General features: G+C 39.0%; 15 protein-coding genes. 12 read left to right on the top strand and 3 right to left on the bottom strand.

What is annotated here, in order from left to right:
- Nucleotides 1-41: 41 nt before the first annotated feature.
- Complete coding sequence (locus tag AC19MV_RS14245; protein WP_498297483.1) at nt 42-683, bottom strand: peroxiredoxin; 642 nt, start codon at nt 681-683, stop codon at nt 42-44.
- 476 nt (nt 684-1,159) lie between these two features.
- Between AC19MV_RS14245 and AC19MV_RS14240 the strand changes: the two genes are divergently transcribed.
- The 3 genes from AC19MV_RS14240 (at nt 1,160) to AC19MV_RS14230 (ending at nt 2,361) form a co-directional block, all read left to right on the top strand.
- Nucleotides 1,160-1,363 carry a hypothetical protein gene (locus tag AC19MV_RS14240; RefSeq protein WP_498308366.1) on the top strand — a complete coding sequence of 68 codons (204 nt, stop codon included), beginning with the start codon at nt 1,160-1,162 and terminating at the stop codon, nt 1,361-1,363.
- Nucleotides 1,364-1,547: 184 nt separating this feature from the next.
- Nucleotides 1,548-1,769 carry a hypothetical protein gene (locus AC19MV_RS14235; protein WP_498308364.1) on the top strand — a complete coding sequence of 74 codons (222 nt, stop codon included), beginning with the start codon at nt 1,548-1,550 and terminating at the stop codon, nt 1,767-1,769.
- A 190-nt stretch (nt 1,770-1,959) separates the two neighbouring features.
- On the top strand, nt 1,960-2,361 hold the full coding sequence (locus AC19MV_RS14230; protein ID WP_498308362.1) for a hypothetical protein: 402 nt from the start codon (nt 1,960-1,962) through the stop codon (nt 2,359-2,361).
- 113 nt (nt 2,362-2,474) lie between these two features.
- Here AC19MV_RS14230 and AC19MV_RS14225 read toward each other — a convergent pair whose 3' ends face one another.
- Nucleotides 2,475-3,371: a homocysteine S-methyltransferase family protein gene (locus AC19MV_RS14225; protein WP_498308529.1), complete on the bottom strand. Its 897-nt coding sequence runs from the start codon at nt 3,369-3,371 to the stop codon at nt 2,475-2,477.
- A gap of 406 nt (nt 3,372-3,777) precedes the next feature.
- Here AC19MV_RS14225 and zigA point away from each other — a divergent pair, with 406 nt between their 5' ends.
- The 5 genes from zigA to AC19MV_RS14200 all read left to right on the top strand — a co-directional run bounded on the left by zigA (nt 3,778) and on the right by AC19MV_RS14200 (nt 7,330).
- Nucleotides 3,778-4,986, top strand: a complete 1,209-nt coding sequence (gene zigA / locus AC19MV_RS14220) for a zinc metallochaperone GTPase ZigA (protein ID WP_498308360.1) — start codon at nt 3,778-3,780, stop codon at nt 4,984-4,986.
- Nucleotides 4,983-5,660, top strand: a complete 678-nt coding sequence (locus tag AC19MV_RS14215) for a DUF1826 domain-containing protein (protein ID WP_498308358.1) — start codon at nt 4,983-4,985, stop codon at nt 5,658-5,660. Before zigA ends, AC19MV_RS14215 begins: the two co-directional genes overlap by 4 nt.
- 51 nt (nt 5,661-5,711) lie before the next feature.
- The gene (locus AC19MV_RS14210; protein ID WP_498308356.1) at nt 5,712-6,344 is read left to right on the top strand and encodes a ZrgA family zinc uptake protein; all 633 of its coding nucleotides are present in this window, start codon (nt 5,712-5,714) and stop codon (nt 6,342-6,344) included.
- A gap of 4 nt (nt 6,345-6,348) precedes the next feature.
- Nucleotides 6,349-6,810, top strand: a complete 462-nt coding sequence (locus AC19MV_RS14205; protein ID WP_498308354.1) for a Fur family transcriptional regulator — start codon at nt 6,349-6,351, stop codon at nt 6,808-6,810.
- A gap of 103 nt (nt 6,811-6,913) precedes the next feature.
- Entirely contained in the window at nt 6,914-7,330 is a 417-nt protein-coding gene (locus AC19MV_RS14200) for a MerC domain-containing protein (protein ID WP_498308352.1), read from the top strand.
- Nucleotides 7,331-7,472: 142 nt separating this feature from the next.
- Here AC19MV_RS14200 and AC19MV_RS14195 read toward each other — a convergent pair whose 3' ends face one another.
- Complete coding sequence (locus tag AC19MV_RS14195; RefSeq protein ID WP_498308350.1) at nt 7,473-8,066, bottom strand: DUF3299 domain-containing protein; 594 nt, start codon at nt 8,064-8,066, stop codon at nt 7,473-7,475.
- Nucleotides 8,067-8,190: 124 nt separating this feature from the next.
- Here AC19MV_RS14195 and AC19MV_RS14190 point away from each other — a divergent pair, with 124 nt between their 5' ends.
- The 4 genes from AC19MV_RS14190 to AC19MV_RS14175 all read left to right on the top strand — a co-directional run bounded on the left by AC19MV_RS14190 (nt 8,191) and on the right by AC19MV_RS14175 (nt 11,975).
- The gene (locus AC19MV_RS14190; RefSeq protein ID WP_498308348.1) at nt 8,191-8,856 is read left to right on the top strand and encodes an ABC transporter ATP-binding protein; all 666 of its coding nucleotides are present in this window, start codon (nt 8,191-8,193) and stop codon (nt 8,854-8,856) included.
- Nucleotides 8,857-8,867: 11 nt separating this feature from the next.
- Nucleotides 8,868-10,067 (top strand): ABC transporter permease, encoded by a 1,200-nt coding sequence (locus AC19MV_RS14185; protein WP_498308347.1) that lies wholly within the window; start codon nt 8,868-8,870, stop codon nt 10,065-10,067.
- Between the two features lie 238 nt (nt 10,068-10,305).
- The gene (locus tag AC19MV_RS14180; RefSeq protein ID WP_498308345.1) at nt 10,306-11,262 is read left to right on the top strand and encodes an IS1595 family transposase; all 957 of its coding nucleotides are present in this window, start codon (nt 10,306-10,308) and stop codon (nt 11,260-11,262) included.
- Between the two features lie 374 nt (nt 11,263-11,636).
- A complete protein-coding gene (locus AC19MV_RS14175) occupies nt 11,637-11,975 on the top strand; it encodes a hypothetical protein (protein ID WP_498308343.1) in 339 nt (112 codons plus the stop codon).
- The last annotated feature ends 98 nt before the right edge of the window (nt 11,976-12,073 follow it).

Below are 12,073 nucleotides of genomic sequence, written 5' to 3'. Positions count from 1 at the left end.
AGATGCACAGGGGCGGGGGATACCCCCTGTGCAGTAACGGATTAAAGAGATTTCTTGCTGAAGTACCAATCTACATAATCATATCCTTGGCCTAAACGTGCTTTGGCGTCGGCTGTTGTGGCTGGTGGTGGAACAATGACGTCATCACCAGGCTGCCAGTTTTCAGGGGTAGCAACACCATTTGCATCACTGGTTTGTAATGCTTTAACGAGGCGCACAAATTCATCAACTGAGCGACCATTGCTCATTGGGTAATACACCATTGCGCGTAAAATACCTTCAGGGTCAATAATAAAGGTCGCTCTTACTGCTGCGGTATCGCTAGCACCGGGTTGGATCATGCCGTATGCTTTGGCGACTTCCATTGATAAGTCAGAAATGATTGGAAACGTAATTTCAACACCAAAGTTTTCTTCAATGTTACGTACCCAAGCAATGTGAGAGTGAATACTGTCAATCGATAAACCTAAAAGTTCAGTATTCAGCTTGGCAAACTCACCTGCACGTTGAGCAAACCCCATAAATTCAGTAGTACAAACAGGGGTAAAGTCAGCAGGGTGTGAAAATAATACTAACCATTTACCTTTATAATCATTTAACGAGCGCATACCGTGAGTCGTTTTAGTATTAAACGCAGGTGCAGGGCGGTTAAGTTGTGGGAAAGATACGATTGATTCAGTCATGTTATTACTCCAAATAAATTAAGTTAGGGTAGTTTGAATCTAAAAATTAGATTACAAACTTGCTTTGTAATAGCAATGGGCGGGCCAACTTTGTTTTAATGGTATTAAATTGACTGAATAAAGCTGTAAACTACTGTTTAATAGTATTAATTTATATTTTAATTTTATTACTTTCATTGTCGGTGTTGTTAATTAACAGAGGCGAGTACAGGTAAAATGTCATTTATGGCATTAAGCGCTTTATATGACTGTCATTTATGGCGCTGTATGATTTAAGAATATGACTAATACCGCTTTTGCTCAGCCGTAAACGCAAAATAATGAATATTGATTGATACCCCTGAGTCAGAATATTGAGAGCTACGAGTTGATTACTCTTTATTTCGCTACTCAATGCGCAACCTTATTTAGCGCTAGTAATAAGCAGTAAAATGCATTTAACTCAGCACAGCTATTAAAACCATAAAGGAGCAACAATGGATGCAACAATGATGATGTGGAGTGTATTGTTTGGTGCTATTGGAATGGGCTTTTTTGTCTATGGAAAGCGCCAGCGAGCAATCGTACCTTTGTGTGTCGGCATGACGTTATGCGTGTATCCGTATTTTGTTGCAAGTGTGACCAGCTTACTGATCATAGGTGTAGTGTTAGTCGCGATACCGTTCTTTATCCGGCTGTAGGTGTGAGTATCTTAAAGGTGAATAACTTAAAAATGAAAAATAGTTTGAATAATTCACCGGCTATTCGAGCTCTTTTTTCAACGATTAATGTTAAAAGAATAGGTGGCAATGATTCTTTATTCATTCGTGAATAGGAGCTTTAGTGGTGAGTCATTATATCTATACGTTTTTAGAGTGAGGTGATATGGAAATCAAAGTCGATGTGTATTCTAATAAGATGGTGTTAAGTTCTGAAGGCCGCAGTATGACTTTTTACGCTAAAGAGCCATTCACAACAACGAGACTGCTTATCGGTAAGTTCTTTGTTGCAGAAAGTTTCCTCAAAAATGCACTTAAAGAATTTGGCGCAATCAGTTTTTTCAAACGTGCCCCCAAAATAACTATTCAACCACATGAGTTCCTTTAAGGTGGTTTATCAGACATTGAAGATCGTGTACTCAGGGAAATTGCCTTAGGTGCGGGCGCTAGAGAAGCTCATGTCGTTGTGTAATAAACGTTTAATCATATTTAAAAAATAGGTGGCAATGTTGCTACACAAACAGTTGAAAGCATAAAGTCGCCACTGTTTTTGATCGTTGTATTGTAAGGAGTGTTTGGTGAAAAAAATTGAAATTGGCTTAGGGGCGTTATTAATATTGTTAATCAGTGCATGTTCATCTACCGACAAACCCGAACTAAAAGAAGTGATGAAAGTTGAACAACAAAACCCTTTGAAGGTAAAGGATGCGCTAATTGCCACTTTCGTTAACGCGCCAAAACCACAAGTAGGGATGCTACAAGAAGACGTTAAAAATGCTTTATCATCACATTCAGCTGTAATCCTTCAGCAAAGTGAAACTCTTATTGTTGCACGGTTTAATACCAAAGGTTCCCCAATAGAATCGATATACCAAAATTGTGATTTAGAATATCATTTTTCGTCGTTAAAGTTTGTTCTTGGCCCTTATGTTACAGGGGATTGTAGTTCAATCGTGATTGAAGCAACTAAAGTGGATTAAAATATCATCGGGTAGCTGGAGGTATTAGCGGTATAAGCCCCCAGCCACACTAACCCCAGCATGTTACTCTGCAAACGGCGGTTTACTCTTTATAAAGGTTCAGGTGAGCTTCTTTATTCTAGGCTATCTCGCCATGTGGACAGCGCGTTAATGTGGCTTGGGTAAATACCACAACATCCACCAATAATGGTCGCTCCTAATTGGTACCAGCACTTGGCAAACTCAAGGTATTCTTCTTCGGAAACATGACGCAACGTTTGCAAGGTGCCATTGGCTTGATGGCCCGATTGGATTGGGGTAAAACTATTTGCAAAGACACCAATAGTTAACGTTTTATTGTGTTGCGCTAATACTTGTACAACATCCTTAATGGCTTGCTCGATAACTTCAGGGATCGAACAGTTAAACAAGATACCTGTAGCATTCGTTGCCAACAATGCCGCAACAGCATTGGTGAGCAATTCCCCAGAACGTAGCCGAATCGGCTGGTCAACTTCATCAATCAGAGTATAAGCGAAATAACAGGGCTTATCGGTATTGGCTAGCACCTTAGCAATGACCTCTGCTTCAGCAATACTGGCAATCGTTTCAGCAAGCCAGATGTCGGCCTGCTTATCCTGAGCGGTAAACAAGGTAGAACAGATCTCGTATGCTCGCTCTGCCTCAAATAACTCAGGACGATAGGAGCCTAAGGCTGGGGGGATTGAGCCAGCAACAAGCACCTGTCGTTGAGACTGATTGACAACCTCACGTGCAATCTCTGCCGCTTTTTCAGCAAGCTTTGCTCCTTGCTCTGCATACAGAGCTTCACCTAAATGAAAAGGGACACAGGCATAGCTATTGATCGTAATAATCTGTGCCCCTGCGTCGATAAAGCTTTGATGAGCTTGCGCTACGAATTGTGGCGACTCAATTAATGCCTGCGCACTCCAGAGCGGCTGAGAAAAAGGCGCGCCGATACGTTTGAGCTCACGCCCCATACCGCCGTCTAAAATTGTTAGTGTTGTCATCATTGATTTCCGAAAGACTAAATCTGTATTTTGTTGCCAGTGTGACCAGCTTACTGATCATAGGCCTCTGTTATCAACACTATTTTGGATAAGCTCAAGTAGAAGCATAGGTATCCGTGTTTAAAGCCATAATAGAATACTAATAATTAGATGCTAATAATTGAATGCTATAGACAGGCTAGTCTGACAAGCCGCTAACATTTTCAACGGCACATGAATCTTAACTACTGTCTTGTACAGAATCGACGCGCTTAAACGCTTGCAACTAATGAGTTCGCTTTGATTGATCATTTTGAATAAAACATATGGTTATTTAGGTTAGAGGAAGCTCATTTATCAAAATATATCTAGAAAGATAAAATGATACGTTGTAACATATCCCAATTAGTTATTTGAGAGCATTTTCATGACACCAATAAAAAAACTCCCCGTTACGGTTCTTTCTGGCTTTTTAGGCGCAGGTAAAACGACAGTATTGAGCCATATCCTTAATAATCGTCAAGGTAAGAAAGTGGCGGTTATTGTTAATGATATGAGTGAAATCAACATCGATGCCGCGGTTGTTAAAAACGAGATATCGCTTAATCGCAGTGATGAAAAACTGATTGAAATGAGTAATGGTTGTATTTGTTGTACTTTGCGTGAGGATTTATTGATAGAAGTTGGCCAGTTAGCAAAAGAGGGTAGATTTGATTATTTAATTATTGAATCTACCGGAATATCTGAACCTTTACCTGTGGCAGAAACATTTTCTTTTGCAGATGAAAATGGTGTCTCGTTATCGGAATTGGCAACGTTAGACACTATGGTAACGGTTGTTGATGCGGTTAATTTTTTAAAAGATTACGATGAGGCACAAGACTTACAAGATACTGGCGAATCACTTGGTGATGAAGATGAACGAAGCATTACGGATTTATTGATCGAGCAAGTTGAATTTGCAGATGTTTTATTGATCAGTAAAACTGATCTAGTTGATAGCGCTGCGCTTAATCGACTAATTGCTATTCTCAAGGTTCTTAACACAAATGCGAAAATTATTCCTATTGTTGCCGGTAACATAAATATTGATGCAGTGTTAAATACAGGTTTATTTAATTTTGAACAGGCGCAACAAGCGCCTGGTTGGCTCAAAGAAATGCGTGGTGAACATATTCCTGAAACCGAGGAATATGGCATCAGCAGTTTCAATTTTGTCGCGAGACGCCCATTTCATCCGCAAAAATTTCATCACTTTCTACACAATACTGAGCCATTTGGTAAATTAATTCGTTCAAAAGGGTATTTTTGGCTCGCAACTCAACCTGAGTTTGTTGGCCAATGGAATCAAGCTGGTGGTATTGCTCGTTATAATATTTCTGGAATGTTTTGGAAAGCGGTACCTGTGGATGAATGGCCAACAGATGAAGAATCGCTAGCGGCAATCAATGAGCAGTGGCAGGAGCCCTTTGGCGACATGCGCCAGGAGCTGGTGTTTATTGGTCAACAACTTGATATCCCAGCGATGAAACAAGCACTTAATGACTGTTTGTTATCTGATGAAGAGTTGCTTAAAGGGCAAGGCTATTGGCTAACAATTAACGATCCCTTTCCTCAATGGGGAGATAGTGTATGAGTATGGTTGAATCGCTAGAGGCGCTTAATTTACACAATAGAATTATTCGCAATTCTGTACAGGGAAAGTCGTTGGAGGTATTTCCGTCGATTTACCAACAAGAGACAAATATTGCCATTTGGCAGCGTGTGATACCTGATGAGCTCACATCGGCAGTGGACGAATTTCTGAAAACGTCTACTAAGAAGCAAGCAGTTTTAAAAGTGAGCGAACAAGACGTCCACGAACAGTTATTTAGCGCATTTGAGCCAAGCGCTGCGATGACTGTCATTGCGGATGATATAGCGCAATTAGTGAGTATGTTTTGCTGTTTATTTGGTATTGAACACGCAGGGCTTCGGTTAACTATTTTAGAACATGCAATGTGCCCCCGTTTTCATGTTGACCGTATTCCGTGTCGATTGATCACTACTTATCAAGGCGTTGCAACGCAATGGTTGGAACACGCTGGGGTCAATAGAAGTAAATTAGGCACAGGAAATCAAGGTTTACCTGATGAACAATCGGGACTGATTTCTAAACCCCACAACATTCAACAACTGAATTGTGGCGATGTCGCATTATTAAAAGGTGAAATGTGGGATGAACAACAAGGCGCTGGTTTGGTCCATCGTTCGCCACCGTTAGCGGTGGGGGAGTCGCGTTTATTGTTAACCTTAGACTTTATTCAATAACATCTATTGTTAGGCGTGTGTTTGGTTACCCTATAAAACAGAGAATGAAAGATGGAAATATCAATAGTTGACACTAAACGATTACAAGCTCGCTTAATTCGATTTACTTGTCTGAAGTCGATTTGTTTTAAGAGTTTATTGGTGGGTTTGTTGGTGAGTTTGTTTGTGAGTTTGAGCTGTTCATACGTTTACGCGGCAAATGTTCATACTCATGGGGTATCGACGATGACTATTACTGTTGATAACAATATAGTTGATATCACCTTAACGACTCCCACATCTGATCTCGTAGGGTTTGAGCATCGTGCCCACTCTGAATCAAATAAACGTGCAATTAAAGAGATGCACACCGTGTTGGGTAAAGTAGAAGAACTGTTTGTGCTTAATGGCGGTGCTTGTCAGTTTGTGTCTCACAGTGTGGATGTACTTGAACAGCCTGAAATCCAACATAACGATGACACAAATCACGGTCAAATAGATGAACATAGCGCTAATGAACTTCATAATGATGTCACGGCTTACTATCAGTTTACTTGTGAAAACATGTCAGCACTTTCGAGTATTGCTGTTAAAGTATTTACACTTTTTCCTAGTATTCATCATATTCGTTCTATGTGGATTACCGACACACACCAGGGTGCGGTGACATTGAGCGATAAAAACAACATGATTAGTTTGAGATAACCCAATGAAAAACGTCAACACGATTATCGAACAAGCGGAACAAAATTGTAAAAGTCATGGTGCACGTTTAACCATTAAGAGAAAACAAATACTGTCGTCGCTAGTCCAGTCGAGCAAAGCGTTGTCGGCATACGAATTAATTGATTTGTTTTTACAACAAAGTGGCGAAAAAATACCGGCAATGTCGGTTTATCGTATACTCGATTTTTTAGAAACTGAGAATTTAGTTCATAAGCTTAAGTTAGCCAACAAGTATATAGCGTGCTCTCACATCACTTGTAAGCACGAACACGGTGTTCCACAGTTTTTAATTTGCAGTACTTGTCATACCGTTAAAGAGATTACTATCAATAAGTCCACGATTGCTGAACTTCAGAATACTGTCAAAAACGCAGGTTTTCAGTTGGTTAGCCCTCAGTTAGAAATCAATTGCATCTGTAATGAATGTCTAGCCTCTGCGGCATAAGCATTGTCATTATTATGAAGGAAATGGATTTTTTAACCTGTCGCTTGTTATAGCCACTACCCCAAAAAATACGAATTAAGTGAAAATAGAGGAAAAAAATTTAATGAGAACAATTCAAGCAATAATGGATAAATGTGCCATTTCGCTCTCATTTTTATGTGTTATTCATTGTTTATTTTTACCCATATTATTAGTTTTATTACCCAGTTTGGGCGTATGGCAACTCGATAATGAAGCCTTCCATACTTGGCTATTAATTGCGGTGATCCCCATTAGCCTATACGCATTGACCACCGGTTTTAAAAAGCATCATCAATATCGATTTTTATTGATTGGGGCAACAGGAATAATGTTGCTGATGTTTGCTGCATTATTGGGACATGATTTAGTCGGTGAGTCTGGTGAGAAAGTATTAACACTGTTAGGTGCAACCTTAGTTATCATCGCACATTGGGCTAACTTTACTCGTTGCAAACATAATAGTCGCTGCATCAAGGGGATGAATGCTCAATGTGATTGAGCTAGTGCATTAATGATAGTTACGTAATATCGGCTCTACAGAGTAAATTAATCATCCTATTGCCACAGTAATGAACGTGATGATGGAATATAATGTTTCACTTTCATCACGTTTTTTTGAGGATGTTAAGCCAATACTTTGCTTATTCCTCTTCAGTGTACGGTTCAATAGTAGTGATTTGCATAGTATAAGCAGCGGTACCCAGTTCATTTTCGATAATGGCCGTTTTCAATATGCCGGTAATCCAAAAAGGATCATATAGGTCATTTGATGAAATACCGAGTGATGAGCTGACAAAAATCATTTGATTGGGCGGCGGTGGCGGCATATGGATGCAGGCGCCAAAATAAGGAACTAAAAAGAATTGGGTTATATTTTGCTGGTCATCAAATTCTAATGGCACAATAAATCCCGGAATTCTAATAGGTTGGTCTACCATTTTTGTGATGATATTAGTTGAAATTAACGCTTGTTGATAGCGATCATCGTTAGCCGATGTAATGGCATTAACCACTTGATTGCTAATAATATCTTCAAATGACCCATCTGCAATATCATCAAGATACTCCGGTGGATTTAATAATGCATCTAAGTCACTTTTCGGCATTAAGTCTGTCCACTCTACGGTTTTATAAGTGAGTGCAGCATCATGAATCACTGCATCATCAATGACACTGTGCTCGATTTCACTCTTAGACGCATGGGTATTATCACAGCCCATTAATAACCCTATCACTATTGTTAAACTGCTTAGTCTTATCGTTCGTAACATTGTTGGTTTACCGTATAAATAAGTGTAATATATCAATGATACAGTGTATCATTTTGTTGTTGTACTTATTTCTGTGAGAAGATAAACCATGAGTATTGTGCTCAGTGATGTAACGTTTCATTATCCACAACAAAAGTTCCCAGTACTGAGTATTCCTTCTTGGTCATTACCCCAAGGTGAACAAGCGTTTATCTATGGTCCTTCTGGATGTGGTAAATCTACGCTTTTAGGCTTACTAAGTGGAGTATTACCAGTTTCTTCTGGTGAATTAATCATCTTAGATCAACGTATCGATCGTATGAATGGCCGCCAACGAAACCAATTTAGAGCTAAGCACATTGGCTATGTGTTTCAACAGTTCAATTTAATCCCATATCTCAGTGCAATCGATAATATCCGTCTAGCAAGCTACTTTGCGAAAAAATCATCTAATCATCACCTTAACAATGACATTAACATACTGCTGACAAGCTTAAATATGCCAACGCAAGATTGGGGTGTTCCGGTTAATCAGTTGAGTTTAGGGCAACAACAAAGAGTGGCAATTGCGCGAGCGTTAATCAATAAACCGTCACTATTGATTGCAGATGAGCCTACTTCATCATTAGATCATGAAAATCGTGATGCGTTCATGGCATTGTTAATGTCGATTGTCGCAGAAAGTCATATCAGCTTGTTATTTGTTAGTCATGACATGTCGTTATCACAATACTTCAATCGCGTTGAAGCATTAAGTGATATAAATCAACGCTAGGATCATCTTTCATGTTTGTAAAACTTGCTTTGAAAAGCATTGCGGTTCGTAAAGGCTCTGTATTGCTTTCTGTGATGGCCATGACAATCAGTATCATGGTGTTATTGGGTGTAGAACATGTGCGTCATCAAGCAAAAATGAGTTTTGCGAATACGGTATCCGGTGTCGATTTAATTGTGGGAGCCAGAACGAGCAGCCTTAATTTATTACTTTATTCTGTATTTCGGATCGGGTCACCGACAAATAATATCAGTTGGCAATCGTTTGAAACGGTTGCTGGTAACCCCAAAGTCAAATGGGCTGTGCCTCTTTCACTTGGGGATTCCCATAAAGGTATTCGGGTACTCGGGACTAATCAGGACTTTTTCAAATACGTTAAGTATGGGCAAAAACACCCGTTAGTATTTGCTCAAGGTCATGTATTTTCTGATGTGTATGATGTTGTGTTGGGATCTGCTGTGGCGGCTAAATTAGATTATCAGTTAGGAGATAAGTTAGTGTTAGCCCATGGTATTGCAGCCACAAGCTTTAGTTTACACAAAGATAAACCTTTTACTGTTGTAGGGATTTTATCTCCCACAGGTACGCCAGTCGATCATACCCTTCATGTGAGTTTACACAGTATCGATGCAATACATGCAGACCCGTCTGGAACGGTTAATCAGCAAGCTATGTTGCAACCAAGTCATATCACCGCTTTTATGTTGGGACTCCAGTCTAAAATCACAACGTTTACTCTACAGCGTGACATAAATCAGTTTCCCTCAGAGCCATTAATTGCCATTTTGCCCGGCGTAGTATTATCAGAGTTGTGGCAAATGATGGGCGTGCTAGAAAATACGTTGCTTATCGTGTCGTTATTGGTATTTCTTTCTGCTTGTTTAGGGGTTTGTGCCATGTTATTGGCTTCTGTGCGTGAAAGGCATTATGAGATTCGATTACTGCAAGTTATTGGTGCGCCAGCTCACTTTCTGTTTTTACTGATTGCTGTCGAAGCATTATTCATTACCCTAACCAGTATCATCGCGGCAGGATTGATATTAACCATGACTTTAAGCGTGTCTGAAGATTATTTAATGACTCAATTTGGATTAAACATTAGTGCCAACATTTTCTCTGTTAATAGTGTTTATATCATTATGATAATGATGATTATCTCAATGGTTATGGCGATAGTTCCTTCATTAAATATGTCAAATCGGCAGTATTAAAAGTAATACTGCCTTACTTTATGTATCGGAAATGGTTAGAGCATGTAACTCATTTATGTCCCATTCCTTGTTAGAAAAATCCAATTAAACTTTGTTCTAACATCGTTATTGATAGTTTATGAAAGCACCATTTTGAGGGGGGTAATTTATCTACGCTTAACATCAAAAACCTTTACGACAGGGTACTGGATTTCTATAAGGGCTATCCATTTAGCACCACCAGTGTCAATATGTAGTAATGAAAACTTCATCGTATTTATTAAAAGCTGGCGTTGATTACCCTACCAATTGGGACGAATTTGTTGATTGGTTTCATGATGAACAATCTTGCATCAGCTACCTTTACGCACTTCGTTGGCCAAACGGATTCATTTGCCCAAACTGTTCAAGCCATCAATCACCTTATCTGTTAAGTAATGGCAAGTTAAAATGTCATGCTTGCCGTTCTCAGTGTTCAGTTACATCAAGTACACTTTTTGACAAAACAAGAACCCCAATGAAAAGTTGGTTTGCTGCCGTCTGGTTTATTACAAATCAAAAAAATGGTGTCAGTGCTCTTGGAGTTCAAAGGCTATTAGGTCTTGGGAGTTATCAAACCGCTTGGTCATTAATGCACAAGTTAAGACATGCCATGGTTGATCCTGAAAGGGATAAACTGTCCGGCATCGTAGAGGTTGACGAAACACTAATAGGTGGCGTAGTTCCCCAATCATCTATTAAAAATCAACAGGGTAAGCGTAAGGCTGTCGTTTTGGTTGCTGTTGAGCTGCTATCACCCTCTGGATTTGGCCGGATACGTTTAAGGCAAGTGGAAAGTGCAACCAAAGAACATATCCATCAATTCATTCAAGATGTAATTGAACCTGGTAGTACAATTTGTAGTGATGGCTCTCAAGCATACAAACAAATAGACAAGAAAGGATATAAGCATAACCGAATAGTGCATTTAGGTTCATCTGTACCTGCACATGAAACAATGCCTGGGGTACATCGAGTCTCATCATTATGTAAAAGATGGCTTTTAGGTACCTATCAAGGTGCGGTAAAGGTTAAGCAACTTGATTATTATTTAGATGAGTTTACATTTCGCTTCAACAGAAGAAAGTCAGATTCTCGGGGATTATTATTCTACAGGTTGCTTGAACAAGCAGTGCGTACTAAGCCGATAACGTATAAATTAATTAAAAATCGATAACCACAATATATAGTGGTTGGTTGTGCTAAGTGGATAGCCCTTATTTCTATACAGTTATAATTCATGTTTGTTAAAATAACAGTGTTGTTTCTCGTGATGTCATTACGAAAAATCTCGGTTTTACCTAAAGGATGATTCTATCCAATTGAATTATAAAAATTTGTTAAATATTGACGCTACATAACGAGTTTGTATTATTCTCAACTATCTAAATTCTCGCTTTCACCTAGACTAAAAGGTGATTGATTAGTGAAAAACAAGCTGATAAGTTATTAAAATTATTGATAATTAAAGTGTTTTTTTACGATGATTTTTTAGATAAACATCTAAGGATGTTTATCGGGATTCTCGCTAATACGCTGTAGGTTTCGCACATGTTTGGTAGTATTTTTCTAGCAAGTATTATTCAATTTGGAGAAGTGAAAGGATGTTCAGATCCCAGTATTGAGCTATTAGAAGAGTTTAAAACTGAGATTGTGTATTTAGATAACACTCCTGAATTATTCCCTAAAGGTTCAATCAAAATAGCTGCTTCTATGCCACCAATCTGTCAAGTTGTAAACTCGCAGATTGAAGTCAAGTTTGATATAGATAGTTACGGTCATATTGTTAATTATAAGGTTTTATCTAACATACCTAAGCGAGTACACTCAAAGGCAATTAAAAAAGAGCTCATGCGTACAGCAGGGCAAGATCACGAAGCTTTACCTTGACTTAAGTTTGTGATCTTATACTTCTTTTTAGTAAGAAGTGAGTTAACCCATGTCGCAACTACAGCTATTCAAGTACTTTTCGAACATTGATGACCCTC

The organism is Shewanella sp. MF05913 (genome assembly GCF_059758095.1).
Note: the sequence above shows the minus strand (reverse complement) of the source record. Positions and strands in the feature narration are given on the sequence as shown.

Coding starts and splice junctions, on each gene's coding strand:
- AC19MV_RS14190 (WP_498308348.1), top strand. CDS start 8,191: ATGAGTATTGTGCTCAGTGATGTAACGTTTCATTATCCACAACAAAAG.
- AC19MV_RS14205 (WP_498308354.1), top strand. CDS start 6,349: ATGAAAAACGTCAACACGATTATCGAACAAGCGGAACAAAATTGTAAA.
- AC19MV_RS14185 (WP_498308347.1), top strand. CDS start 8,868: ATGTTTGTAAAACTTGCTTTGAAAAGCATTGCGGTTCGTAAAGGCTCT.
- AC19MV_RS14175 (WP_498308343.1), top strand. CDS start 11,637: ATGTTTGGTAGTATTTTTCTAGCAAGTATTATTCAATTTGGAGAAGTG.
- AC19MV_RS14200 (WP_498308352.1), top strand. CDS start 6,914: ATGAGAACAATTCAAGCAATAATGGATAAATGTGCCATTTCGCTCTCA.
- AC19MV_RS14235 (WP_498308364.1), top strand. CDS start 1,548: ATGGAAATCAAAGTCGATGTGTATTCTAATAAGATGGTGTTAAGTTCT.
- AC19MV_RS14180 (WP_498308345.1), top strand. CDS start 10,306: ATGAAAACTTCATCGTATTTATTAAAAGCTGGCGTTGATTACCCTACC.
- AC19MV_RS14240 (WP_498308366.1), top strand. CDS start 1,160: ATGGATGCAACAATGATGATGTGGAGTGTATTGTTTGGTGCTATTGGA.
- AC19MV_RS14215 (WP_498308358.1), top strand. CDS start 4,983: ATGAGTATGGTTGAATCGCTAGAGGCGCTTAATTTACACAATAGAATT.
- zigA (WP_498308360.1), top strand. CDS start 3,778: ATGACACCAATAAAAAAACTCCCCGTTACGGTTCTTTCTGGCTTTTTA.
- AC19MV_RS14225 (WP_498308529.1), bottom strand. CDS start 3,371: ATGACAACACTAACAATTTTAGACGGCGGTATGGGGCGTGAGCTCAAA.
- AC19MV_RS14210 (WP_498308356.1), top strand. CDS start 5,712: ATGGAAATATCAATAGTTGACACTAAACGATTACAAGCTCGCTTAATT.
- AC19MV_RS14245 (WP_498297483.1), bottom strand. CDS start 683: ATGACTGAATCAATCGTATCTTTCCCACAACTTAACCGCCCTGCACCT.